Source organism: Candidatus Dechloromonas phosphoritropha (assembly GCA_016722705.1).
Taxonomy (GTDB): domain Bacteria; phylum Pseudomonadota; class Gammaproteobacteria; order Burkholderiales; family Rhodocyclaceae; genus Azonexus; species Azonexus phosphoritrophus.
This window is the reverse complement of record JADKGN010000004.1, coordinates 504,639-529,725: the sequence shown is the minus strand read 5'-3', so window position 1 is coordinate 529,725 and position 25,087 is coordinate 504,639. Positions and strand designations below refer to the sequence as shown.

Annotated in this window: 20 protein-coding genes; 18 read left to right on the top strand and 2 right to left on the bottom strand. The window is 54.3% G+C overall.

Going from position 1 to position 25,087, the window contains the following annotated elements:
• The first annotated feature begins 8 nt into the window (after nucleotides 1-8).
• The 11 genes from IPP03_08110 to IPP03_08060 all read left to right on the top strand — a co-directional run bounded on the left by IPP03_08110 (nucleotide 9) and on the right by IPP03_08060 (nucleotide 13,299).
• A complete protein-coding gene (locus tag IPP03_08110; protein ID MBL0352609.1) occupies nucleotides 9-1,067 on the top strand; it encodes a Gfo/Idh/MocA family oxidoreductase in 1,059 nt (352 codons plus the stop codon).
• 1 nt (nucleotide 1,068) lies between these two features.
• Nucleotides 1,069-1,644, top strand: a complete 576-nt coding sequence (locus IPP03_08105; GenBank protein MBL0352608.1) for an N-acetyltransferase — start codon at nucleotides 1,069-1,071, stop codon at nucleotides 1,642-1,644.
• Complete coding sequence (locus IPP03_08100) at nucleotides 1,641-2,711, top strand: FAD-dependent oxidoreductase (protein MBL0352607.1); 1,071 nt, start codon at nucleotides 1,641-1,643, stop codon at nucleotides 2,709-2,711. The genes IPP03_08105 and IPP03_08100 overlap by 4 nt, the downstream gene beginning before the upstream one ends.
• A 101-nt stretch (nucleotides 2,712-2,812) precedes the next feature.
• On the top strand, nucleotides 2,813-3,121 hold the full coding sequence (locus IPP03_08095; protein ID MBL0352606.1) for a hypothetical protein: 309 nt from the start codon (nucleotides 2,813-2,815) through the stop codon (nucleotides 3,119-3,121).
• A gap of 465 nt (nucleotides 3,122-3,586) precedes the next feature.
• Nucleotides 3,587-4,678 (top strand): DegT/DnrJ/EryC1/StrS family aminotransferase, encoded by a 1,092-nt coding sequence (locus IPP03_08090; GenBank protein ID MBL0352605.1) that lies wholly within the window; start codon nucleotides 3,587-3,589, stop codon nucleotides 4,676-4,678.
• Nucleotides 4,678-5,763 (top strand): UDP-N-acetylglucosamine 2-epimerase (non-hydrolyzing), encoded by a 1,086-nt coding sequence (wecB, locus tag IPP03_08085; GenBank protein ID MBL0352604.1) that lies wholly within the window; start codon nucleotides 4,678-4,680, stop codon nucleotides 5,761-5,763. Before IPP03_08090 ends, wecB begins: the two co-directional genes overlap by 1 nt.
• A complete protein-coding gene (locus IPP03_08080; GenBank protein MBL0352603.1) occupies nucleotides 5,756-6,541 on the top strand; it encodes an ABC transporter permease in 786 nt (261 codons plus the stop codon). Before wecB ends, IPP03_08080 begins: the two co-directional genes overlap by 8 nt.
• Entirely contained in the window at nucleotides 6,534-8,306 is a 1,773-nt protein-coding gene (locus tag IPP03_08075; protein MBL0352602.1) for an ABC transporter ATP-binding protein, read from the top strand. The genes IPP03_08080 and IPP03_08075 overlap by 8 nt, the downstream gene beginning before the upstream one ends.
• 132 nt (nucleotides 8,307-8,438) lie before the next feature.
• Nucleotides 8,439-9,500, top strand: coding sequence for an IS630 family transposase (locus IPP03_08070; GenBank protein ID MBL0352601.1), 1,062 nt, complete (start codon nucleotides 8,439-8,441; stop codon nucleotides 9,498-9,500).
• Nucleotides 9,501-9,578: 78 nt separating this feature from the next.
• Nucleotides 9,579-11,495 (top strand): asparagine synthase (glutamine-hydrolyzing), encoded by a 1,917-nt coding sequence (gene asnB / locus IPP03_08065; GenBank protein ID MBL0352600.1) that lies wholly within the window; start codon nucleotides 9,579-9,581, stop codon nucleotides 11,493-11,495.
• 190 nt (nucleotides 11,496-11,685) lie between these two features.
• Nucleotides 11,686-13,299 carry a glycosyltransferase gene (locus IPP03_08060; GenBank protein ID MBL0352599.1) on the top strand — a complete coding sequence of 538 codons (1,614 nt, stop codon included), beginning with the start codon at nucleotides 11,686-11,688 and terminating at the stop codon, nucleotides 13,297-13,299.
• 57 nt (nucleotides 13,300-13,356) lie between these two features.
• Here IPP03_08060 and IPP03_08055 read toward each other — a convergent pair whose 3' ends face one another.
• A complete protein-coding gene (locus IPP03_08055; GenBank protein ID MBL0352598.1) occupies nucleotides 13,357-14,385 on the bottom strand; it encodes a hypothetical protein in 1,029 nt (342 codons plus the stop codon).
• Complete coding sequence (locus IPP03_08050; protein MBL0352597.1) at nucleotides 14,382-15,527, bottom strand: glycosyltransferase; 1,146 nt, start codon at nucleotides 15,525-15,527, stop codon at nucleotides 14,382-14,384. The genes IPP03_08055 and IPP03_08050 overlap by 4 nt, the downstream gene beginning before the upstream one ends.
• Nucleotides 15,528-15,688: 161 nt before the next feature.
• Here IPP03_08050 and asnB (IPP03_08045) point away from each other — a divergent pair, with 161 nt between their 5' ends.
• From asnB (IPP03_08045) to IPP03_08015, 7 genes are all read left to right on the top strand, one after another.
• A complete protein-coding gene (gene asnB, locus IPP03_08045) occupies nucleotides 15,689-17,575 on the top strand; it encodes an asparagine synthase (glutamine-hydrolyzing) (protein ID MBL0352596.1) in 1,887 nt (628 codons plus the stop codon).
• Nucleotides 17,575-19,146, top strand: a complete 1,572-nt coding sequence (locus IPP03_08040) for a glycosyltransferase family 4 protein (GenBank protein MBL0352595.1) — start codon at nucleotides 17,575-17,577, stop codon at nucleotides 19,144-19,146. Before asnB (IPP03_08045) ends, IPP03_08040 begins: the two co-directional genes overlap by 1 nt.
• 45 nt (nucleotides 19,147-19,191) lie before the next feature.
• The gene (gene asnB / locus IPP03_08035; GenBank protein MBL0352594.1) at nucleotides 19,192-21,081 is read left to right on the top strand and encodes an asparagine synthase (glutamine-hydrolyzing); all 1,890 of its coding nucleotides are present in this window, start codon (nucleotides 19,192-19,194) and stop codon (nucleotides 21,079-21,081) included.
• 74 nt (nucleotides 21,082-21,155) lie between these two features.
• Nucleotides 21,156-22,226 carry a glycosyltransferase gene (locus IPP03_08030; protein MBL0352593.1) on the top strand — a complete coding sequence of 357 codons (1,071 nt, stop codon included), beginning with the start codon at nucleotides 21,156-21,158 and terminating at the stop codon, nucleotides 22,224-22,226.
• Nucleotides 22,204-23,514, top strand: a complete 1,311-nt coding sequence (locus IPP03_08025) for a hypothetical protein (GenBank protein ID MBL0352592.1) — start codon at nucleotides 22,204-22,206, stop codon at nucleotides 23,512-23,514. Before IPP03_08030 ends, IPP03_08025 begins: the two co-directional genes overlap by 23 nt.
• Before the next feature lie 222 nt (nucleotides 23,515-23,736).
• Nucleotides 23,737-24,816: an alkene reductase gene (locus tag IPP03_08020; GenBank protein ID MBL0352591.1), complete on the top strand. Its 1,080-nt coding sequence runs from the start codon at nucleotides 23,737-23,739 to the stop codon at nucleotides 24,814-24,816.
• Complete coding sequence (locus IPP03_08015; protein MBL0352590.1) at nucleotides 24,817-25,062, top strand: DUF3820 family protein; 246 nt, start codon at nucleotides 24,817-24,819, stop codon at nucleotides 25,060-25,062. It begins immediately after the preceding gene.
• Nucleotides 25,063-25,087: the final 25 nt, after the last annotated feature.

Below are 25,087 nucleotides of genomic sequence, written 5' to 3'. Positions count from 1 at the left end.
GGAAAAAAATGCGAAATTACCCAACCATTGCCGGCCGCAAGATCCGTATGGGGCTTGTCGGTTGCGGCCGCATCGCTGCCAACCACTTTGGCGCCATGGAGCAGCATGCCGGCGACATCGAAATCGTCGATGTTTGCGACGTTGACCGCGTTGCCCTGGACAAGGCAGTAGAGCGTACCGGCGCCGAAGGCCATCTGAGCCTGACCGAAATGCTCCAGACCACGACAGCCGACATTGTGGTGCTGGCGACGCCAAGTGGGCTGCACCCTGAGCAGACGATCGAAATTGCCCTCTCAGGCCGCCATGTGATGACCGAGAAGCCGATGGCCACACACTGGCATGATGGCCTGCGCATGGTCAAGGTGTGCGATGAAGCCAAGGTGCGTCTCTTCGTCGTCAAGCAGAACCGCCGCAATGCCACGCTCCAGCTGTTGAAGCGCGCGGTAGAACAGAAGCGTTTCGGCCGCATCTACATGGTCAACATCAATGTCTTCTGGACGCGGCCGCAGGAATACTACGACAGCGCCAAGTGGCGCGGCACCTGGGAGTTCGATGGTGGCGCATTCATGAATCAGGCCAGCCATTATGTCGATCTGCTCGACTGGCTGATCGGGCCCATCGAAAGCATGCAGGCCTACACGGGTACCCTTGACCGCAACATCGAAGTCGAGGACTCCGGCGTCTTAAGCGTTCGCTGGCGTTCGGGCGCGCTGGGTTCGATGAACGTCACCATGCTGACCTATCCGAAGAACCTGGAAGGCAGCATCACCATACTTGGCGAGAAAGGTACGGTTCGCATCGGCGGTGTCGCGGTCAACGAGATCCAGCACTGGGAATTCGCCGAAAAGTTGCCGGAAGATGAGCGGATTGCCTCGGCCAACTACGAAACCACTTCGGTCTATGGATTTGGCCATCCCCTCTACTACGATAATGTGATCAAGGTCATGCGCGGCGAGGCCGAGCCAGAAACCGACGGGCGCGAAGGCCTGAAGTCGCTGGAAGTATTGATCGCCGCGTATTTGTCCGCACGTGACGGCAAGCGCGTGGCGCTGCCGCTGGATTACTGAGATGGCCGTTACCATACATCCGTCCGCAATCGTGGACGAGGGTGCGCTGATTGGCGACGGCAGCCGCGTCTGGCATTTCGCGCACATCTGCGCTGGGGCGCGTATTGGCCAGGGCTGTTCGTTCGGGCAGAACGTCTTCGTCGGCAACGACGTTACTATTGGCAACAATGTCAAGGTTCAGAACAACGTCTCCGTCTATGATGCCGTGCATATCGAGGACGACGTATTCTGTGGCCCGAGCATGGTGTTTACCAATGTCTATAACCCGCGCTCGGCGGTCACCCGCAAGGACGAGTACCGCCTGACGACAGTCAGGAAGGGCGCCACGCTCGGTGCCAACTGCACGATCGTCTGTGGCGTGACCGTTGGCGAGTATGCCTTCGTGGCTGCCGGTGCGGTCATCAACCGGGATGTCAGGCCTTATGCTTTGATGGCCGGTGTCCCGGCCCGGCAAATCGGCTGGATGAGTGAGCACGGGGAACGACTCGATCTGCCGCTCGAGGGCGAAGCCTCTGTCCAGTGTCCGATCACCGGCAAGACTTACAGGCTGACGGGGACGACACTGGCGGTTGAATGAAGGTCGCGGTCATCGGTGGCGGGATCAATGGTGTCATGACCGCCTGGGCCTTCGCGCGGCGCGGCAATAGCGTCGACCTGTTCGAAAAGGGCCGGCTGATGTCGGCCACCAGCCGCTCCTCCACCAAAATGCTTCACGGCGGCTTGCGTTACCTCGAACACGGCCATCTGGGTCTGGTTCGCGAGGCGCTGCAGGAGCGCTCCTGGTGGATCAGGCAGGCGCCGCAACTGGCCGGGCCGCTGGAGTTGCTGATCCCGATCTACCGGAACGGCGAGCGCGCCAGGTGGCTCGTCGGGGCCGGCATCAGGCTCTACGATCTCCTGGCAACGGGATCCGGATTCCCGCGCGGCCGCTGGTACAGTGCCGACGAGGTGGCCGAACGCTTTCCCGGCTTGAAACGCGACCAGTTGCTGGGTGCCTACGGTTACTGGGATGCCCGTATGGATGACTATCAGCTTGGCCTGTGGGCAGCGGAAAAAACCAGGGAATCGGGGGTCACCATCCACGAACAGACGCCTGTCCTCCGGATCGATCCTGCGACAGGAGCGGTTTCCACCGCGGGGTCGAGCGCCTGTTACGACCGTATCGTCAATGTGGCCGGCCCGTGGGCGGAAAGGCTCCTCGCCACCTCGGGCGTGACCAGCGCCTATCGGCTTGACCTGATCCGCGGTAGCCACATCGTCGTGCCCGGCAAGCTCGAGCAGGGTTGCGTTCTCCAGGTGCCGGGCGAAAGGCGCATCCTGTTTGTTCTTCCGCACGGGGAAGACACCCTGCTCGGTACCACCGAGGTCAGCCAGGCCGACCCTGATCGTTGCGCGCCCAGCGACGAGGAAATCGACTATCTGATCGCCAACTACAATCGTTGTTTTTTTGAGGTTATTACGCGTCGGGATATAATCTCTGCTTTTGCCGGCATCCGGCCGATTGTCGCCAGCAAGACTGATTTTTCCGCAGCCAGCCGCGAATCCGTCATCGAGCGTCAGGGACGGCTGATCAACGTCTTCGGCGGCAAGTGGACCACCTCGCGGGCCCTTGCCGAAGCAGTCGTCACGAAGTCTCAGCATTGAGAGAGAACATGGAACTCCAGTTTATTGACCCCGAAGCCCCGGACTGCTTGAGAAAGCCGGGCACGCCAAAATAGCAGCCGCGTTCATGCAAAGGATTGACCATGCAAGTTGAAGCCATATACATCCAGGGCCGCATTGAGTTCGTTAACCCCATAAAACTCAAGCACGACCACCTGCGACTGGTGGTCCTGGTACCAGACGACGAAATTGAGACCCAATCCACCCCTTATGAACTGTCGCCTGACGTGTTGCAAAAAGCAGAACAAATGCGTCAACGGATTGATGCGGCCCGGCGCGCCCCTTTGTCACCTGACGACGAACTGCCAAAGATCACAGCCAAGCAACTGGAACGCATCGAAGCCTTTGAACTTCGGGCACAGATGCGTCGTGAACAAGGGCGACCGGTATAAACCATGGATCTATTATTAGATATTAGTATTGCTGTTGACATTTGCACACGGCGCGCTCCGTTTTTTGAGGCGGCTGACCTTGCTGTCGCCCAATGCACAGTTACGGGCGGACGACTGTGGCTGTATGCTGGCAGCGTGCAAACTCTCGAATACGTGATCCGCAGCGAACTGCGCGCCAGCAACGAAAATGAGGGTATCAGCGCCACCGTTCGCCAACTGGCACAGCAAACACGTAACACGCTTCAGGCCTTCGCCGCCGACAAATTCTGGCTCGCTGCCCTGGCCGAAGAAGGCAACGTATTCGACAGCACAGACCCTGAAGATGAGCAACTTATCCGTGCGCTTTCGCGCTTCGGGATGGGCGCCATCAAGCTTCTGACCCGTGATGTCGTGCTGTGCGAACGCTACCCCCAGCAGACCATCACCCCGCAGCAATACCTCCAGGCTCCACAGCCGGCAAAACCCATAAACTTTATCGATCTGGCAGGCCAGCAAGACAGTCTGCGCTCGCAACTGGAGCGCAACCTCCATCGTGTGCTCCACCACGGCCAGTACATCATGGGCCCTGAAGTGGCCGAACTCGAAGGTAAGCTGGCCGAATACACGGGGGCGAAACACTGCATCACGGTCGCCTCTGGCACCGAGGCGCTGCTGATTGCCCTGATGGCGCTCGACATCAAGCCCGGCGATGAGGTCATTACCACGCCTTTTACCTTTGTCGCCACCGCCGAAGTCATCGCCCTGGTTGGCGCGACCCCCGTATTCGTCGACATCGAAGCCGACACCTGCAATATCGACGCCAGCAGGATCGAAGCGGCGATCTCGGCCAGGACCAGAGCCATCATGCCGGTATCGCTTTACGGTCAACCCGCAGATATGGACGAAATCAACGCCATTGCCGCGAGCCATGGCCTACCCGTAATCGAGGATGCCGCCCAGAGTTTTGGTGCGGAATACAAGGGGCAGAAAAGCTGCAATCTGTCGACCATCGGTTGCACCAGTTTCTTCCCGAGCAAGCCGCTGGGCTGTTATGGCGATGGCGGGGCAATTTTCACGAGCGACGACAAGCTTGCCAAGGCCATGAAGGAGATCCGTGTTCACGGCCAGGAGAAGCGCTATGTTCATACCCGCGTCGGCGTCGGTGGCAGGATGGATACGCTGCAATGCGCCGTCGTTCTCGGCAAGCTGGAGCGATTCGAGTGGGAAGTCGAGCAGCGCTTGAGGATCGGTGCGCGCTACAATGAACTGTTCGCGGGCAATGTGCAGACCATCGTGCAACGTCCGGACCGCACCAGCGTGTTTGCCCAGTACACGGTCGTCGTCGATGACCGCGAGCAGGTTCAGCAGGCACTCAAGGAGGTCGGCGTACCGACCGCCGTCCACTACCCGATTCCGCTCAACCGCCAGGCGGCCTACCAGACTTTGTCCAGAGCCGGAGACTTGTCAATGTCGGACCGCATGGCCGGGAAGGTGATGAGTTTGCCGATGAGCGCGGATCTTGACGAAGGCACACAGGGTGCTATCGTCGAAAACCTTCTCAAGGTTCTGGTCAATTGATCAAGATCGTCACTATCGTCGGCGCGCGTCCGCAATTCATCAAGGCGGCGGCCGTGTCGCGGGCCATCCGGAACGAGTTCGCCCATCAAGTCAGCGAAGTGCTGGTCCACACCGGCCAGCACTACGATGCAAACATGTCTGAGGTGTTTTTCGAGGAACTCGGCATTCCCCATCCAAAATACAACCTTGAAATATCGGGTGGACAGCACGGGGCAATGACCGGCCGCATGCTGGAGGCGGTGGAAAAGGTCTTGCTGGACGAAAAGCCGGCCTGGGTACTGATCTACGGCGATACCAATTCCACGCTGGCCGGTGCCCTGGCGGCCGTCAAGCTGCATATTCCGGTAGCGCACGTGGAGGCGGGCTTGAGGTCGTTTAACATGCGCATGCCGGAAGAAGTGAACCGGATCGTTTCTGACCGCGTATCGACCCTTCTGTTCTGCCCGACCGAGACCGCCGTGCGGAACTTGGCCAATGAAGGCATTGTGACCGGTGTCCATAACGTTGGCGACGTCATGTATGACGTCGCCCTCTACTACCGAGAGCAGGCAAAACGCCAGAGTACCGTGCTTGGGGACTTTGGTCTGACAAGCGGCGGTTTTGCCCTGGCGACCTGCCATCGTGCCGAGAATACGGACGACCCCAAACGCCTTTCTGAAATCATTTCGGCGTTGGCAGAGATATCCAGACAAATGCCGGTCGTCCTTCCGCTTCACCCGCGCACCCGCAAACTGATTGCTGACAACGGTCTGGAGGGCACGCTCGGATCGGTGATAGTTGCCGACCCGATTCCGTTCCTCGATATGGTCGCTCTCGAGCAAGCCGCGCGGGTCATCCTTACCGATTCCGGCGGGGTTCAGAAGGAAGCGTTCTTCTATGGCGTTCCCTGCGTGACCATGCGCGACGAGACGGAGTGGGTGGAAACGGTGGACATGGGCTGGAATAAGGTCGTCGGAGCAGGCTATCAGCGAATTCTCGATGCCGTCCAGAACCTCACTGAAGGAGTAACCTGCGCCAGCCCATACGGCGACGGCGCGGCAACGCGCCATATTGTTTCGGCAATCTTGGAGAGTAGCATTGATTGATCCTCTTCTTCTGTTGTGGAAAAACCATAAGCTGCTGATTGCAACCGCCACTCAATCCCTGCGCTCCAGGATGATAGGCAGTGCCTTGGGAGCTCTATGGTTTGCGCTGTACCCAGTGCTTTTCTTGGGAATGTATGCGCTTGTATTTGTGTTAATTCTAGGTGTGCGCGTTCCTGGGCTTGCTACGCCGGATTACATCTTGGTAATCTTCTGCGGCCTCGTCCCATTTCTGGCTTTCTCGGAGGCCTTTGGTACCGGTACAGGAAGCATTGTGGCGAATCGCGGACTCTTGCGAAATACACTTTTCCCTATCGAACTGGTCGTTGCGCGCGACGTAATCGTCGGACATGCAACCATGGCATTCGGTTTTCTCTTTGTCTGGCTGGCTGTCGTCTATTTTGGGCATGTGCACTGGACACATCTTTTGGTGCCCGTCATCTTTGTCTTTCAGATACTGATGGTGCTGGGCATGGTTTGGATAACGTCCACGATAACTGTGTTCTTTCGCGATATGCAACAAGCGGTCCCAATCTTTATTCTGTTCCTGATGATGGTCTCTCCGATTGGCTATACAGACTCCATGGTTCCTGCAAAGATGGCGCCTTTGCTCATTCTCAATCCGCTTGCCTGGCTAATGAAACTTTATCGAGCCTGCCTGATTGACGGCAGTATTCCGGTGAACGAGTTACTCATCTTCATGGGGTTCAGCTTAGTGATGCTGGCGACGGGGTACCGTGTGATTTCTCGTATAAAGCCAGTATTTTCTGACTATGTCTGATCGGACCATCGCCATCGACGGCGTCGTCAAGGTGTTCCGCCGCTTTCAACACCCAGGATGGCGGGCGTTTGACGCATTGGGTATTCGTGTCCCAAAATCAAAATACGATGAATTCGTCGCCCTTGACAGAGTCAGTATGACAGTCGAGCGTGGCGAAAAGGTGGCCCTGATTGGCCGCAATGGAGCAGGAAAGAGCACACTGTTGCGCGTCATCTGTGGCCAAATGCGCCCGGATTCTGGACGAATCCAGATTGCTGGAAATGTGCAAGCCCTGATGGAACTGGGCACGGGCTTCCACCCTGAATTCACCGGCGTCGATAACATACGATCGGCGCTCGCTTTTCAGGGACTGGCCAAATCCCGGGTCGACAAAGCGATCGACGAAATCGTATATTTCACCGAGTTGGAAGAGTTCATACACCGTCCGGTCCGTGAGTACTCTGCAGGAATGTATGCTCGCCTGGCATTCGCGGTAGCGACTACGGTGGTACCAGACATTCTCATTGTCGATGAGATCCTTGGTGCTGGCGACGCCTATTTTGTAGGCAAATGCATTCAGCGGATGAGGAATCTGACCAGTGAAGGTGCGACTGTGCTATTCGTGTCGCATGACATGAGTTCAGTCCAGCTGCTCTGTGATCGTGGTGTCTGGATTGATCGTGGTCGTGTGAAGGCAGATGGTGATATCCTTAATGTGAGTAAGTTATATCTGGCGAGCGTTCGGGAAGATGAAGAGATTCGGACACGGGCCCGGAGTATGTCGCTGTCTAAGGCCATGGTTAGGGCCGCGAATGCGGAGTCCGCGCCCATTTCACTCTTTCGTCTGATTGGCATGGATGGCCGCGCGCCCTCTGAGGCTTTCGTGGTCTCTGAAATACGCTTTGGTTGCGGAGATCGAACGATGGGCACAATTCAACCAGAGCAGGACAATGATTCATCGCGAATGATCGCCGAGCAGGGGGCGACAAACTGGTCAGATGTGGAGATCGTTAAAGGAACCGCAGTAAGAAAGTTCGTTGATCTGGGTGGACGTTTTGTCCATGCCCCATGGCAGATTGATTGGTCTGGTGTTCCTGTCAGCGAAAGATGGATCGAGCTTGTCTATCTGGCTAGTGGCAAGCTTGCCCTCTCACTGGACAAATACGACACATTTCAGCAAAAATTTGTGCAGATCAAGGAGATCCTTACGTCTGCTGCTGTGACAGAATGGAGTAGCGTTCGGGTAATGCTACCCAGTAATGTTGGTGACGAGCAAACAGCGGCTAAGGATGTTTCGGTGAAATCCAAACTGCTGGTGCTTTCGTCAGTGGACCGCTATGGGAGCGGGCCCATCAAGATTACCGAGTTCGGCTTTTTTGATTCCGATGGCGATTCTCGTCACACACTGGTGAGTGGAGAGCCTGCCTCAGCCACAATGACCTATGCTGCCACTGAACCGGTGATCGATCCTGTTGCGGTGATCACTCTCTATCGACCAGATGGCACCTGCGCCCTTCAGGTTATCTCCAGTAGAAGTGGGATGCGTTTAGGCACCCTTGAAGAGAAAGGAAGTATCAGTGCGACTTTCGATCCGTTGTTACTTGGCCCGGGGGACTATATCGTCACGGTAGCCCTTTTCAAGTACCTCAATCTAGCTTCCAGGCACGAGCCCGAAGCCTATGATCTACATGATCGCTGCTATGCGCTGAAAATCTTGCAACCTGATGGCATAGGGGTAGATCTTGGCATCGTGAATCAGCCGGCAGCTTGGAATATTCAGCGCTGATTCAGCAGTACTTTACGGTAAGTGAGATAAGAGTGTGCAGCAAAGTCTTTTACCCATGCTGAGGTCCCGAAGTGGTTATTGATAAGGCACGATGAAATATTTACTTTCGCAGGTTCTCGGTGTCTGCGCTTTATGGAAAAAGAAAACGCAAGAAAGCGAACGCTCGAACAACTTCATGAGCGGCGCAAGCAAGTTGTTCGATTGCACAAGAAGGCCATCAAGACCATGCAAATCGTTTCGATGACGGGGCTGAGTTACCTCGCCGTGCGCGCCACGATTGAGCTGTTTGAGGCAGGTGTGTGGTCTGCTATACGCCTGACCAGCCGGGGTCGGGCTCGCGGAGATGGGCGCTGCCGGAGCAAGATTGAAGAGGACACGATTCGTCGCATCATCATTGATAAACGCCCCGAGCAACTGAAGATGGATTTCTTCCTTTGGAGCCGGGCAGCGGTAGGTCAGCTTATTGAACAGGAATACGGGATCAAGCTACACATTCGCAGCGTCGGCAAATACCTGGCGCGCTGGGGCTTTACCCCGCAAAAGCCGGTCAGGCGAGCCTATGGACAAAGCCCGGAGGCTGTGCAGGCTTGGCTAGAGGGTGAATATCCCGGTATTGAGCAACGCGCCAGGCAAGAAGGCGCTGAAATTCATAAGGGTGACGAGACGGCGCTGGTCAATACCGATATACGCGGCAGAAACTTTTCCCAAGCGGGCAAGACACCTGTTGCGATGACCGTGTGTGGCACCAGGGAAAAGATTTCGATGATTGCCACCGTGACCAATCAACGAAAGACACGCTGGATGATCATTGATGACGCGTTTGATGCCGAGAAGCTAATCGAATTCTTGGCTGCCTTGATCAAGGATGCGGGGGAAAATGTATTCCTGATTCTGGATAAATTGCGGGTGCACCACAGCAAGATGGTGAAGGCTTGGGTGGCCGAGCGAAAAGATCAGATTGAGTTGTTTTACCTGCCCAGTTACGACCTAAGGAAGTCCACGTGGGGCAGCCCGCAACTCAATCCCGAGGAGCGCCTCAATGCCGATCTCAAACAAGAAATGGGAAAACGCGTGCCCGTGCGGAGCAAAGCAAAACTGCGCGAAGTAACCAGCGCCCATATGGCGATGTCGGAGAACAATCCAGAGCGCGTCAGCTGTTGCTTTCAAGACCGACGCGTGAAGTATGCCGCTTAAAACTTCATCAGGCCGAAGCACTAGACACATGCCGACGGCAGCTTTGTTCGACGGGCCAGTAGTTCGTGGAGTTAGCAAATGTGTGGTTTAGTTGGGGTTTGTAGCACCGCCTTATCGTCGGAGCGTGCGAATGCTTTCGTGCAGCAGATGATGGCAGTGCTTGGGCATCGCGGTCCCGATGGGGAGGGTACATTTAGCGCCCAGGAGTGCGGGGTATTCCTGGGCCACCGTCGTCTTGCGATTATTGACCCAGAGTATGGCAAACAGCCCATGACGAGCGCAGACGGCCAATTGACGGTGGTATTCAACGGAGCGATATACAACTATCTGGAACTCCGTCGCGAGTTGATTGGCAAGGGACATCCGATCCGCTCCTATTCTGATACGGAAGTGCTCCTTTACTCCTACCGCGAATGGGGGGAGCGTTGCGTGGACCGTTTCCTGGGAATGTTTGCGTTTGCCATCTGGGATCGCGCCAACCGTCAGATCTTTTGCGCACGCGATAGGATTGGCATCAAGCCGTTCTATTACTCCTTCGACGGGGAGACACTGCTCTTCGCTTCCGAGATCAAGGCGATTTTCGCCTCCGGGCAGATCAAGGCGAGGTCCAATATGGTCGGCTTACAGGACTACCTGACGTTCCAGTTTTGTTTGGGTGAAAAAACCCTGTTCGAAGGGGTCGAAAAGTTGGAGCCGGGCCATTGCCTGACCGTCCAAATAGGCCGCGACTCCATTTCACTTGCCACTCGGCAATACTGGGACGTCAGCTACGAAATCGACGACAACCATGGAGAAGACTGGTTTATCGATCATCTTGCAGGATTGATCGAGGATGCGATCCGTATGCATTTGCGTTCGGACGTGCCGTTGGGGGCGCATTTGTCTGGCGGCCTTGATTCCAGTCTGCTCGTTTGCCTGGCGGCGGAGTGCTTGAAGGGAGAGCGCATCAAAACCTTCACTGGCGCGTTTTCCGAGGGGCCGCAATTCGACGAAACCGGCTACGCCAAGGCCGTTGCTACCTTTGCTGGAACGGACTATCACGACGTTTATATTCGAGGTTCGGAATTGGCGGATGTGCTGCCGTTGCTCATGTATTACATGGATGAACCATTGGCTGGGCCGGGAGTAATTCCTCAATACTATGTTTCCAAACTTGCAGCCGAGCATGTAAAGGTGGTGTTGGGCGGTCAAGGTGGCGATGAGTTGTTTATCGGCTATGCCCGCTACTTGGTTGCGTATCTGGAGAAGTGTCTGTCTGGAGCCATTTTCGAGACGGCCCACAAAAACCCGTACGCCGTGACGCTTGACTCCATCGTTCCGAATTTGCCTTTGTTGCAGACTTATAAGCCCATGCTGCAGGGGTTTTGGAAAGATGGGCTATTTGAATCAGCGGATCGCCGCTACTTCAAATTAGTAGACCGCAGTGAGGGAATGTCCACATTGTTATCCGCAGGACTCTTCGATGGTAAATATTCACCCTATGAGTCTTTTGCGAAAATATTCAACCGAGCTGGTCTTGGATCGCTTATAAATCGCATGACTTATTTTGATTTGAAAGGGTCGTTGCCCGCGCTGTTGCATGTTGAGGACCGAACCAGTATGGCGGTGTCTATTGAGTCGCGGGTGCCCTTTCTAGACCATCGTATCGTTGAATTCATGGCGCGCATTCCACCAAATATAAAGTTTGCCGGCGGGCGGATGAAGCATTTGTTCAAGGAGGTGGCAAGAAATGCCGTTCCTTCGACAATTCTTGACCGTAAAGACAAAATGGGATTTCCAACCCCAATTGTGCAGTGGACCCGGGGTGTGGCGAGAGACTTTGTTCGCGACACTCTACTTTCGGACCGCGCGCGCCTACGTGGTATCTACAACTTATCTGCAGTGGAAAATGCGCTGAACAATGAGAAGGAATTTGGACGGGTTGTGTGGGGAATGTTATGTCTAGAGCTGTGGCATCGCGTCCACATTGATGGTGATTATCAAGTGCAGATGTAACTGCGGTTGCGCGGACTCGATTGACGCTTGGCTAACGTTGTCCGGTGACAACTAGCTGTCTCTAAGTAAAGAACTGCAGTGGGCGCAGGCAGAGGTTACGCCCATAGGAGCTTGCGATGTGTTATTTGGGTCAAGAAGTTGACCGTTACAGATTGTCAGGCGTGCGATCGAAAGTACTGGATGATTTAGGATGTATGAAGTAAATATCGTATCGGAACGCGATGCAAAGGAAAAGCCCCATGTTCTGTTGCTGGCGGCGCATGAGCCATGGCGCGATCCACGTTTAAGCTGGATCGCAGCAGGCGGCCGTGATGGCTTTATCATCCATCAGTTAGGTATTAGCCGTGTTGCAAACGACAATCCCAGTGAGTCTGGTTCAGACGATATGGGATGGGTATGGTCCTATCCACCAATGGAAACCAGCAGGAATCTGGGCGTTATTAGGGAATACATTTTTTCTCGTGGCAATTCGGCCGCCTTGCTCGAACTGTCAAGCCTGATCGCAATTATGTCACTTGACGACAGCGAACTGCTGGCAGTTCTCGGCGGTGCAGATTCATACAGGAGGGTAAAGTTTTACTGGAGCGTAAAATACTTGCTGCAGATGACCTATTCGTTAGTGGTGCATGCGGAAAAAATGGCCGGAATTAGTGCGGTCATTGCAACGGACTTGGATACCCTTCTTGCCGGAATAGTTCTTAAAGAGCGCTGGGGCGTGCCGCTTATCTACGACGCGCATGAGTTCTGGCCCGAGGCAGATGTCGAACAAGATTCTTTCGAATTGGAGTTTTGGGTTGCCTTAGAGGGCCGTTTGGCTAAGTATGTCGATTATGCGCAGACCGTATCACCTGGGTTGGCAGCCCACATGGCGCGGTTGTATGGTATCCCATTTGCATCTGTGCCTAATGCTGAGCCTTTAAGTTCAAGGGTGGCGCAAAGTGAGAAAGAAGCTAGACCAGCGCACACAGGATCAGAGTGTCGCTTTCTATTTCAAGGCGGGTTCGCAAAGGCCAGGGGGATCGATTTGCTGATCGATGCTTGGCCGGATACGCACCCGTCGGCAATACTTGTCCTCCGAGGTCCGGATAATGAATATAAAGAAAAAATGATCGACCTGGCCATCAGATTGGGAGTTTATGCTTCCCGTGTTCAGTTTCTTGAAGCGATTGACGAATCAGATTTGGTGACGGCTGCGGCTGAGTTTGATGTGGGCCTTGTCCCCTATACACCTACTGGACTCAATTATGCCAATTGTTGCCCGAACAAACTTTCCCAGTACATGGCGGCGGGCCTGCCCATTCTGGCATCGAGGACGAGCTATGTGAACCAAATCATCTTGGAGTCTGGCGCAGGCAGCGCTATCGATTTCGCTGATCGTTTCCAACTGATTGAGGAGATTGACCGGCTGGCACTGGATCCAGCACTTCGAATGGGCTATGCGAAAAAATCTACCACCTATTTCCTAGAGCAGTTTCATTGGGAAATGGTTAGCAGAATCTTCTATGCTCGATTAACGGATTTAATCAAGAAGGTAAATATATCCTCATCTGGCGGACTTGCTTATGACGGAAACCTGAACGTGTTTCCGGAGATAGTTGTCGAAGAACCCCCGGTCATTGAAGAGCCCCCGGTCGTTGAAGAACCTCCGGTCGTTGAAGAACCTCCGGTCGTTGAAGATCCACCAGCACCCGTAAGGTCTCGATTGTCCGAAATTTCATTTCGAATTTCCCGTCGGCTGTGGGTTCTTGTTCCTGTTGGGCTCCGGGTAAGAATTAGAGCAGAATTGCGGCTCTGGATTGAATAGCCATGGCCGCCTCAATCTGTGTGTGCCCACCCTAAATGTCGAACTTGGAAGGACGGCTCAGGGCGATCGCATACAGGTGTATTTTTTTAAAAAATCAACTGACTGTAGCTGCATCTGATATCCAAATTTATGCCCCTCGGCATGAAATACCCCTTCAATTGGAGGATGGATGTAGGCCTGATTGACCGAAGAGACCAGCGAAGAAGCTGACTCTGGTTTGGTCCATGTGCCATCATTTAAACCTTGGAAAACCAATATGGGTCTGGGAGCAATTAGTTTAAGCAAATCATCAAAATCCCAAGGAGTGTTTCTTGGAGGCGGACTTGAGAGATATGGCTTTAGCAGCGGCATATACACAAACCAGGAGTCGCGAGCCCATCTACTAGCATTTTCGTCTAAGGATATGCTTTCAAATCCAGCGCTTGAAACTACGGTATCTATTTTTTGATCAAAAGCACCTAGGAACAAAGCATTGTGGCCCCCGAGGGAGTGTCCAACTGCTGCCACGCAATTCGATGGGTATTTATTTTCGACGTAGCGAGAAACAGCTAAATCATCCTGAAGCATTCTTCCCATCGCAGACCATTTTGGAAATTCGCGATAGAAAGGAGCAGTATCCCATCCGGTAGCAGGACTATAGTTTTCGCCAGCTACAAACACGTCAGGAGAAATGACTATAAATCCATTCTCGAAGAAAGTCCGCCCATAAGATAAGTTGGGGTCGCCATCAAACCCCATCACCTCGTCTTTTCCGTAATTTGTCGTTTGATGTAATGCAATAACAATAACGGATGTTTTTGCCACGGTTTTTGGTATGGCTTCATAAATATAAACGCTTTTTCCGCATGAGTTTAAAACAACTCTATCGATTGACCCTCGCTCATCCTTGCTAATTTTCGTTCTTCCTGTTTCTTTGCCAGAATTAATATAGCACGCAAAAGGGCGCTCACCCAAATACCTTGCGATCACTGCTCTTTTCGTGTCTTGCGAAAAGAAATAGAAAATACATAAAAAATATATCGCGAAGGTGATGTATAAAGATAATCTAATAACGATTTTTGGATTTAGAGCCATAGCTGGATTCAACTCTGTTGCTGAAGGGCTGCAAAGGCGGTCTTGAGCAAATCAGCATTCCGCTCAGCGCAATGAACGATTGCGGCCTGTGACGATTGAATTTTCATTATGTCAAGCGTGCAGGGATCAAGACTGTTCAACACTTTAGCCAACGCTTGTGGTTCAAACGATTCGGCAACCACACCGCAACCAAATTGAGAGACGATGCGGGCCATTTCCGGTGACGGTCCAATGGCAACCGCAAGCCGCGCTTGCAGGAACTCAAAAAATTTGTTTGGTAGCGCGTGAAGATAATTGAAATTTGTAGGTTCCAGCAAGAACAGACCAACGTCATACTGCGTAGAAAAGGAGACGATCTGATTCATCTCTACGGGGGGAAGAAAGTGAATGCTGCGGGTACCGGCTGCCTGTCGCATCAATTCCGCAATGTATCTGGTGTCGCCTGGAATAAGAATGAAGTCGACCGTGAAGCGCTCATCAAGCAAATTGGCTAATTCGATCATGTTTTCGATGCGGCGTGAGCGAGCTGCAACGCCGTGGTGTATAACCCGAATCCGAGACGGATCAGTTTTTCGTACAGGAAGACTGTGGAATTTTGGTGCGTTCGTTATCACTGTCGGGAGGACACCGTACTGTCGAGCGTATTCTTCTGCAATGCCAGCACAAACTGTTGTGACCATGGCGGCTTGCGGCAAATATTGTCTGCAAAGGTAATCGTTATATTTCTGAAAAAGGAAACGCCAGAGCCAACGATCTTCCAGTTCCCTTGGGGAGTATTCGTGGAGGTCGACAAGAACCGGTGCTCCTCGCGCAAGGCGCAGTGCCAAGGGGAGCATTTGAATGTCGTTGGCAACCACAAAGGCGTATCTCGCTTTGCCAAGGTCAGCCAGCGCCCGAATGACGTGGCTTTGGGACCAGTAAAACTCGTCAAAGCCTCCTGTCTTGAGGTAGTACAAGGCGTGTACACGCCCTACTGGAGTGCGGCGTTGGATCGGGATGGTGTAGGAGGTGGCTTCATCGATCACCGGATTTCCTGTGCCCGCGGCCAGAACAGGGTGCTGGCCCCCAAGAACCTCGATCTGCCTGAAGACGCGCGGGTCGCGCCGGATATCTGACAACGACAGCACTAGCGCAGTTGATGGGTTGCTTGACATTGCTTGGGCCGGGATGAATTTGGTATTGCGGGTGATGGGTTGTTAGAATAACCGGTTAAGCGGGATCTGCGGGGGCAACTGTTCCTGTTGAGCGCCCGGATATGGTTTCAAGCCATAATGATCCGCTGTTTTGTTACTCTTCTATCTCTTTTTGGAAACGTATGTGCGGTCTAGTTGCTCTGCTTAGTAGTGTGCCAATCGATTCTGGGTTGGTAATCCGAATGCGTGATCGCCTGATCCATCGCGGTCCTGATCATGGTGGTCTGTGGGTGCGTGATGACAATAAACTCGCGTTTGGGCACCGTCGTTTGGCCATTATTGACATGTCTGCGGAAGCAAACCAGCCGATGCAGAGTGGAGATGGCAGGTTTGTAATTACATATAATGGAGAGATCTACAACTACCTTGAATTGCGAGCCACGCTCGCCCGACTGGGTCATACATTTCGTACGGGTAGCGATACGGAAGTGCTGTTAGCCAGTTATATGCAATGGGGTGTTGAGTGTCTAAGCCGATTGAATGGCATGTTTGCATTCGTCTTGTGGGATGCGGTTGAGCACCGTTTGTTCGTGGCGAGGGATCGTTTCGGCGAAAAGCCTCTATTCTGGGCGCGCTCAAAGGATGGATGCGTTGCATTTGCATCAGAGATGAAGGCTCTGCTCTGCCACCCTGGTATTTCCGATGCAACCAATGACGACGTGTTGGGAAAATATGTCGCAGGCACTTACTATGAGGATGGGCCGGAAACGTTTTTCCGGGACATTCAGCGTTTGCCCCCTGCTCATGCGATGGTCTTTGATAATGGCGGCAGTCAGTTGCGGTTTTGGCGCTACTGGACACCCAACTACGACGCCATTGACACCTCAATTGGTGACAGTGAGGCGGTGGAGCGTTTCCGTGAGTTGCTCGAACGCAGTGTTCGTATGCGAATGCGTGCAGACGTGGCGCTCGGCTCCAGTCTTTCCGGCGGGTTGGATTCGTCTACGTTGGTTGGTTTCCTTGCAAAGCTGCGCGAGACCGAAACGTCTTTCACACAGAATACCTTTTCAGCCAGGTTCGATGATGACTTGACGATTTCCGAAGGGCCGCAGATCGATGCGGTGGTCAAGCAGGCGGGCGCCTATCCTTTTTCGGTTTCACCTAGCCCGCAACGACTCATGGAGGAGTCACTGAGATTGCATTGGCACCAGGAAGAACCATTTCTTTCGGCTTCAATTTATCTTCAGTGGTGTGTCGCACGATTGGCGCAAGAAACCAACACAATCGTGCTGATTGATGGACAAGGTGCTGACGAAGTTCTCGCGGGATATCAGCATTATTTCAAGAGCTTCCAGCTTGACCTCCTGGATAAGCGTAAATACTGGAGTGCAATTCGAGAAACAACATTATTCAACGGGCGTTTGCGGCGCGCCAGTCGTGGTTTCAAGGATAGTATCAGGCGTTTCAATGCGCGAATTGCTTTTTCACTTCCGGAAATTCTTGGTATGGCAGGAATAAAACGTCCTGCTATTTACAAGGGGCCGTACGACGTTGGGGTTCCTGAAGCTCGGGCCGGGTCACGTCTAAGACGGCAACTGGCGGAAGCGTTACAGTACAACTGCCTACCTCAACTGTTGCGTTATGCAGATCGAAACTCAATGGCTTTTTCACGGGAAGCGCGCTTACCTTTCCTGGACTACGATTTGGTCGATTACTGTATATCTTTACCGGATAGTTTTTGGATAAAGGACGGTTGGCAGAAGTTCATCATGCGAAAGGCGGTCGACGGCCTAATACCCTTAGAAATACAGTGGCGTGCCGACAAGGTAGGGTATGCGGCACCGCTGGATTTATGGCTGCGAGGCGAGTTGAAACAATGGTGTTTTGATCGCTTGTTTAGCGGACCGATCAGGGAAGTGTCCGGCTATCAAGAAATCGTTCTTCGAGATCTTTGGGACGCCCATCAGAGCGGTAGCGTTAATAACTCTTGGGCTTTGTGGCGCTGGATCAGTCTTAATGAATGGTTTTCGTTGCGTGCTTCCGGCGCGTGGCACGATGGAATTCATTAATGCGCATTGCAATGACGCTGCAGCACGAGTGGAAAATCGACTCTCGGGTAATCCGCGAAGCTGAGGCTTTGGTTCGTGCGGGTAATCAAGTTCTTGTCGTCTGCCGTGGCCAGGCGGCACAACAGTTGACCGAAACGCTAAATGGAGTTTTGTACCAATCCTTGCCGCGAAGTACTGCAGTAACTTTCCGTCAACTGGTCGCATTGTTTTTGGTGCATCTACGAATCCATTCCCTTTGGCTGGTTGATCGATTCAAAATCGGCTGGCGCTGTGGCCTTAGGGAATCGTGGCGATCGGTGAAGCCGCTAGTGATATTTCTCCCAATTGCAGGGTTAGCCATACTGGCAAGATTACTTCAGATGCTCTTCGTGGCACCTATTCGTTACATCCTGCGGGTAATGTTTCGAGTGGCCTTTCGGCTAGCTCGACCCATCTTCAGAATGGCACTTACTCCGCGGGGAAGATCCATCATTTGGAATGTGTATCAAAGTTTGCGGAGGTTAGGCGGAGGGATCCAGTCAAGATTTCGCATCTGGGCCAGCCTATTGACGTCTCGCATTCGAGAAATCGCTCGTATTTATGTTGAGCCGTTGGTTCACCTCAATGATTACGCTGTCAGTTGCGCGGGGTCAATCATTGAGTGGCGCCCCGATGTCGTGCATATACATGATATGGTGTGCATGAGTGGGGGCTATGTCGTCGCGCGAAGACTTGGGGTGCCTTTTGTTTATGATGCCCATGAGCTGGAAACGCATACAAATTACCATCTTGGGCGCCTGACATGGTTATTTATTGATCGCTATCAAAATGCGTTAATTCGTCGCGCAGCAAGAGTAATCACCGTCTGTGAAAGTATTGCAGACTGGCTGTCACGAAAATATGGAATTGATCGGCCTACGGTTATTTTGAATACCCCGGCTTTCGATATGTCTGAAAGTGCTGGCACATACAGTGAAACACTACGCACCCATCTGGGACTGACCGATAACGAAAAACTGGCCGTATATGTCGGAGCGGTTACCATTGATCGGGGTTTGGAGAATTGTGTTGAGGCCCTGCAGTACGCGCCTGGCATCCATTTAGCGCTAGTTGGGTCACGTTACTCGGTGACTGAAGAACTTCTCGTCCGCCTTGCCAATCAGTTTGGCGTATCCGAACGACTTCACCTAGTTGATCCTGTGCCAGGCAATTTGGTCGTTCCATTCGTCCGGTCAGCGACTTTAAGCCTGATTCCGATCCAGAACGTGTGCCTAAGCTATTACTATTGCATGCCGAACAAGTTATTGGAGAGTGTTGTAGGGGGCTTGCCGATAGCGATTGCCAAGCTGAAAGAACTGAAATCCTTCCTTGAAAAATTTCCGGTCGGTATTGAGATGGACGAAAGTTCGCCAAAGAGCATTGCACATGCGATGCAAAAACTTTCGGAAGAAACTGATAAGTATCGCCCAACGGACGATCAAATCTCAGCAATCATTGCGTACTATGGCTGGGAGAGCCAAAGAGCCAAGCTTGTTCGCTTGTACGACGGCCTGGAATCGGGTGCGCTGAGCGAAAGAGCGCAAGACGCCTAGTATTCCTCGCTATCGTCTATCTAGATCTAGGGTACGACTGATCCAATGTGTGGCATTTTTGGCGGTATTTGGCGCAGCGTTCCGAGCACTCTCGAATCGGTATTGAGTGATGCTGGCCAAGCATTGCGCTTCAGGGGTCCGGACGACAACGGGCAGGAAATCTTCAATCTTGGTGCGGCAACGATAGCACTCGGCCATACGCGGCTGTCGATCATCGATCTGACGGCCGGTGGCCATCAGCCGATGCATTCAGACGATCGATCTGTTTCCATCGTGTTCAACGGCGAGATCTACAACTACCGCGAATTGCGAGGCGAACTCAAGCTGCTGGGGCATCGTTTCACGTCCGATTCCGATACCGAGGTACTGCTGGCGGCCTGGCGCCAGTGGGGGCAAGACTGCCTGTCGCGTCTGGTGGGCATGTTCGCGTTCGTCGTCTTCGATCGCGGGCAGGGATCGATTACCTGTGTGCGCGACGCATTCGGCATAAAGCCATTTTTCTACACGCTGGAGCAGGGCAATTTCCTGTTTGCCTCGGAAATTCCGGCCATCAAGGAACTGAAACAGGAGAAGGCCGAACTTGACTGGCAGCGAGCCTATGACTATCTCGTGCATGGCGATTACGATAGTGGCCCCCGTACATTTCTGGATGGGGTGCTCCATCTCGAACCTGGACACGTCCTTGAAGTGGACATTGTCAGCGGACGGCCGTCGGAACCGGTGCGCTGGTGGCAACCACGACTCGCCGAGCGGCAGGATCTCGGTTTCGCTGAAGCGGCCGAGCAACTGCGCGAGCGCTTTCTGGACAGCATTCGTCTGCATCTGCGCAGTGACGTTCCCCTGGGCGCTGCCCTTTCGGGGGGCATCGACTCTTCGGCCGTGGTGTGTGCGATGCGCCATGTGGCCCCAGATTCGCCAATCAACACGTTCAGCTACATCGCTCGTGGCAGCGTGGTCTCCGAAGAGCGCTGGGTCGACCGCATCAACCGGCATGTGGGTGCTGTGCCGCACAAGGTCGTGGTCAGCGCCAGCGAACTCGCCGCCGATCTGGACGACATGATTCAGGCTCAGGGTGAGCCCTTCGGCAGTACCAGCATCTATGCGCAGTACCGAGTGTTCCGGCTGGCGAAGGAGCAGGGTGTTACTGTCACCCTGGATGGTCAGGGGGCCGATGAGATGCTCGCCGGCTACAACGGCTATCCGGGACAGCGCATCCGCAGCCTGCTTGAGCAAGGAAGCTTCTCGGAGGCCTGGCATTTCCTCGATGAGTGGGCGAAGTGGCCTGGTCGCAGCCGCCTGGCGGGTGCCAAGCGGGCCGTCGCCGAACTCACTCAGGGAACCCTCCTCAATGATTTCCTGCGGAGGCTCAATGGAATGCAAACCTTGCCTGCCTGGATGAATGCAGCCCCACTTGAAGAAAGGGGGATTGTCCGCCGTCATCCGCAAGTTCGCTCGACCCAGGACGAGTCGCGCCGGCGACTGGTTGCCGAACTGGCGCTTTCACTGACACGACGCGGTCTCCCGGCACTGCTCCGGCACGGGGATCGAAATTCGATGCGTTTTTCCGTGGAGAGCCGGGTCCCTTTCCTGACCCGCGAACTGGCCGACTTTCTCCTGTCGCTACCCGAGGCCTACCTAATTTCCCCTGAAGGCGAAACCAAACACATTTTTCGGACAGCGATGCGGGGTATCGTTCCGGACGATGTTCTGGATCGACGCGACAAGATCGGCTTCGAAACGCCAGAGAAGGAGTGGCTGCTGGGAATGGCCGAAACGGTTCGAGGCTGGTTGCGGATAGACCTGAATCTGCCTTTTTTCAACCAAACCGAAGTCCTGAAGGAGTTTGATCTGATCGCGACGGGCAGGAAGCAGTTTTCCTGGCAAGTTTGGCGCTGGATCAACTTTTCGCGCTGGTATAGCCGTTTTGTAGCGTGATTTGTGAAATAACCAGGAACATGAAAAGCATATTGATCCTTTCCTTCTCAGTAATCCATAGTGATCCGAGAGTAATGCGACAGATCAGGCTGCTAGAGAAGGATTACCATTTGACCGTTTCCGGATTCGGGCCAAAACCTGATGCCGATATCCGATTTGTTGAGCTTGAAAGCCCACAATTCAAGTTGCAGCAAAAACTGATCTGGGCATTCAAGCTCTTGTTCAAGCTCTCTGAGAGTTACTACTGGAGTCTTCCCCAAGTTCAGCATGGCCTCAAGGCGCTGGCAGGGCTGCGTTTCGACCTGTTGATCGCCAACGACATTGCTGCACTTCCCCTTGGGCTGAAATTGGCTGCCAGCAAACCGGTTCTCATCGATGCCCATGAATACTCACCGCGGGAATTCGAGGACAAGTGGCGTTGGCGGGTGCTGTTTGCGCCATATTACAACGCGTTGTGTGCACGCTATCTGCCACAAGCGGCGGGCATGACCACCGTTTGTAAGGGGATTGCGGACGAATACGAAAAGCAATACGGTGTAACTGCGAGCGTGGTTTTCAATGCACCGCTGGAGCAGGGTCTTGAGCCGTCTCCAGGTCTACCGGGCAGGATTCGCCTGATTCATCACGGCTCGGCCATCCGTTCTCGACATCTCGGCAAGATGATTGAGATGATGCGTTATCTGGACGAACGATTCACGCTGGACTTCATGTTGGTCGAAACCGACACCGCCTACCTGGCGGAGTTACGCGACATGGCAAGAAGTGATGAACGCATCTGCTTTGTCGAACCCGTTGCTCTGGAACGAATCTGCCAGCGAATCAATGGATACGACGTCGGCCTGTTTCTTTTGCCGCCGGTTAACTTCAACTATCGCCATGCCTTGCCCAACAAGTTCTTTGAGTTCATTCAGGCGCGAATTGCGGTTGCCATTGGGCCTTCTCCCGAGATGGCACGTATCGTGGAGGAGTATTCGCTGGGGGTGATCGCCGATTCTTTCGACCCCGAGGCCCTGGCTGCCGTGCTCGAACAACTGACGGATGTGTCCATCCGTGGTTACAAGCTGGCCGCCGATCGTGCTGCCCGGGAATTGAATTATGAGGCTGCCGGGCGGGTGCTGCTGCATGAGATTGAACGGCTTGTCTGACTCGTCAGTGCCACGAAAAGTGCTGATCATCTGTCAGTATTTTGTTCCCTATGCGGCTTCGGTGGGTGGCGTTGCTCGCGTTATCCATCTGGCACACTACTTGAAGGATCAGGGCTGCGAGGTGAATGTTCTGACCTCCGATGGAGCGGATTTCGGAGACCTTGGTCTGGGAGAGCTTCTGACCGGGCTGGGTGTCACCTATCTGAGGGATCCATTGAAGCGATCGGTCCAGAACAGCCTGATGCGAATCGGACATCACCCTGCTGGTTCGGCCAGCGTCTGGTTGTCCCGGTTGCGGGTCGTCAAGCGTGTTGTAAGTTCCGTCGTGATCCCGGACCTTGGTCTTTTCATGGTGCCGAAATACTTTCGCGCGGCTGCCGCACTGATTGAATCAACAGGCATAGACACCTTGATTGTTTCCACTCCGCCCCATAGCATGCAACTGGTAGGCGGGCTGCTGAAGAGGAAATTTGGCGATCAGATTGATCTGGTCGCTGATTATCGGGATAGCTGGAACGGGAGCACGATATTCTCGCCCAGGGGTGCATTGACTTCGATGATTTCCCGCAAGCTTGAACGATTCAGTCTCAAGAGGGCCGACCTCGTTACTTTTGCTTCGCAACCAATGTTCGCGAAGCTGAATCACCTGTTTCCGGATCTGCCCCTCGAAGGCAAGGGGCTGCTAATGATGAACGGATATGCCGGCGAGCCTTGTCCGGTTCGCGTGACGAGCCAGTCCGCAGACTTGCGTATCGGCTATTTCGGCATGGCGGACGACGATGAGCAGGGGTACCGGAATGTTGAGCCGCTGTTGCGTGCAATAGCGGGGGCGATAAAGGCTGGAATCGCCATCCGCCTGTGCTTTTACGGCTCGCTGCGCCTGTCTAGAATTGATATCAAGGACTTCCATTTTGTTGAAGTAAATGCCTCAGTGGCGCATGACGATGTGTTCAACGTCATGCAGGGAATGCACTATCTTCTGATCTTGCATACGGATCCGGCCAGTAGCGATGAAGTGATCACCGGAAAGTTTTTTGACTATATCAAGGCCAGGCGCCCCATCTTGTGTTTCTCGCCGGAGAATACCGAAGCGGCTCGTTTGGTGAAACGATGGCAGGTTGGTGAATGGCTGGATTCCCAGGCGCCTGAACGTGCCTCGCAAGCGCTTTCCACCCTCCGGCCTCGTGATTATCCTGCGTTGCTCGATGATGAACTGGTCTCTTCATTCGGTCGCAACGGGCAGTACAAGAAGTTGTATCAGAGGCTTCGCGGGGGTCCATGTCCATAAGTTCCAATGCGCGGGCCGGCTGTTTTTGCTTGCCTGCGATTATGACCCGTAGACACGGAGCCTGTCTCTCGTTGGGACGCATGAGAACGTTTTACCGTATGCTCGAGCGGTAACGGCAGGGCTGTTGCGGTCGACTCCGGAAAATGTGAAAAAACGTCATCCTGCGTGCTTGTTTAGATCGATGAAAGCCTGTTTATCTCTTGTATCGAGAAGGAGTTTTGAATGACCGACCTGTTTTCCCCATTGCGCCTCGGCGCCATCGAATTACCCAACCGCATCGTGATGTCTTCGCTGACGCGCAACCGGGCCGGGGCGGGCAATGTGCCGAGCGATCTGGCAGTCGAGTATTACCGGCAGCGGGCGACGGCCGGGCTGATCCTGACCGAAGCGTCGCCGATTTGCCCCGAGGCGCATGGTTATCCGCGGACGCCGGGTATTCATAGCCTCGAGCAGATTGCCGGCTGGCGGAAGGTGACCGATGCGGTGCATGCGGCGGGTGGGCGGATCGCCATCCAGCTCTGGCATGTCGGACGGATTTCGCATCCCGATCTGCAACCGGGCGGTGGCGCACCGGTAGCGCCTTCGGCGCTGAAGCCGGCGGGCAAGGTCATGACGCTCAAGGGGATGCAGGATTACGTGACGCCGCGCGCGCTGGAAACGGCGGAGCTTCCCGGCCTGATTGCGACCTATGTGCAGGCAGTGAAGAACGCGATCGAGGCCGGTTTCGACGGCGTCGAAGTTCATGCCGGTAACGGTTATCTGCTCGACCAGTTCCTGCGTTCGTCGACCAACCAGCGCCGCGATGACTACGGCGGCAGCAAGGAAAACCGGGCGCGCCTGCTGCTCGAAATTCTGACTGCCGTCTGCGCGGCGATCGGCAATGATCGCGTCGGTGTCCGTCTGTCGCCGGTCACGCCGTTCAACGACATCAGTGACGACAACCCGCAGGAAACCTTCGACTACGTGGTGGACGCACTCAACCCTTTCGATCTCGCCTTCCTAGACATCCTGCAGGGTACCGGCGGCATGCCACCGGACAAGTGGCTGCCTTTCGACTACGCTCGCCTGCGCACCCATTACCACGGTAAGTTACTCCTCAACAACGGCTATGACCTGGCGAGCGGGCAGGCGGCGGTGCAGAGCGGGGCGGCGGATGCGATTGCCTACGGTCGTCCGCTACTGGCCAATCCCGATCTGGTCGAGCGCTTCCGGCGCGGCGCGCCGCTCAACCAGCCTGACTACACGAAGCTCTACGTCGGCGAAGAAAAGGGGTATACGGATTACCCGTTTCTCAGCGAGTAAATGGTGGCAGGCGTGCCGGGCGCGGCGGAACTGGAATTGCTGGTCACCCACGTCATGCCCTTCGGCAAGCACAAGGGAAAGCTGATTGCCGACCTGCCCGGCAATTACCTGAACTGGTTCGCCCGCGAAGGTTTTCCGCCCGGGCAGATCGGCTGCCTGCTGGCGCTGATGCACGAACTCGACCACAACGGCTTGTCGGCGCTGCTCGATCCGTTGCGCGGACGTCGGTTGCCAGCCCGAAAATAAAACAGCCGGTTGCGGTCAACCGGCC

Excerpts from the sequence above, each read along its gene's own strand:
- IPP03_08030 (MBL0352593.1), top strand. The coding sequence starts at position 21,156 with ATGCGACAGATCAGGCTGCTAGAGAAGGATTACCATTTGACCGTTTCC.
- IPP03_08050 (MBL0352597.1), bottom strand. The coding sequence starts at position 15,527 with ATGTCAAGCAACCCATCAACTGCGCTAGTGCTGTCGTTGTCAGATATC.
- asnB (MBL0352600.1), top strand. The coding sequence starts at position 9,579 with ATGTGTGGTTTAGTTGGGGTTTGTAGCACCGCCTTATCGTCGGAGCGT.
- asnB (MBL0352594.1), top strand. The coding sequence starts at position 19,192 with ATGTGTGGCATTTTTGGCGGTATTTGGCGCAGCGTTCCGAGCACTCTC.
- IPP03_08075 (MBL0352602.1), top strand. The coding sequence starts at position 6,534 with ATGTCTGATCGGACCATCGCCATCGACGGCGTCGTCAAGGTGTTCCGC.
- IPP03_08020 (MBL0352591.1), top strand. The coding sequence starts at position 23,737 with ATGACCGACCTGTTTTCCCCATTGCGCCTCGGCGCCATCGAATTACCC.
- IPP03_08025 (MBL0352592.1), top strand. The coding sequence starts at position 22,204 with ATGAGATTGAACGGCTTGTCTGACTCGTCAGTGCCACGAAAAGTGCTG.
- IPP03_08105 (MBL0352608.1), top strand. The coding sequence starts at position 1,069 with ATGGCCGTTACCATACATCCGTCCGCAATCGTGGACGAGGGTGCGCTG.
- IPP03_08060 (MBL0352599.1), top strand. The coding sequence starts at position 11,686 with ATGTATGAAGTAAATATCGTATCGGAACGCGATGCAAAGGAAAAGCCC.
- IPP03_08040 (MBL0352595.1), top strand. The coding sequence starts at position 17,575 with ATGCGCATTGCAATGACGCTGCAGCACGAGTGGAAAATCGACTCTCGG.
- IPP03_08100 (MBL0352607.1), top strand. The coding sequence starts at position 1,641 with ATGAAGGTCGCGGTCATCGGTGGCGGGATCAATGGTGTCATGACCGCC.
- asnB (MBL0352596.1), top strand. The coding sequence starts at position 15,689 with ATGTGCGGTCTAGTTGCTCTGCTTAGTAGTGTGCCAATCGATTCTGGG.
- IPP03_08095 (MBL0352606.1), top strand. The coding sequence starts at position 2,813 with ATGCAAGTTGAAGCCATATACATCCAGGGCCGCATTGAGTTCGTTAAC.
- IPP03_08110 (MBL0352609.1), top strand. The coding sequence starts at position 9 with ATGCGAAATTACCCAACCATTGCCGGCCGCAAGATCCGTATGGGGCTT.
- IPP03_08015 (MBL0352590.1), top strand. The coding sequence starts at position 24,817 with ATGGTGGCAGGCGTGCCGGGCGCGGCGGAACTGGAATTGCTGGTCACC.
- IPP03_08070 (MBL0352601.1), top strand. The coding sequence starts at position 8,439 with ATGGAAAAAGAAAACGCAAGAAAGCGAACGCTCGAACAACTTCATGAG.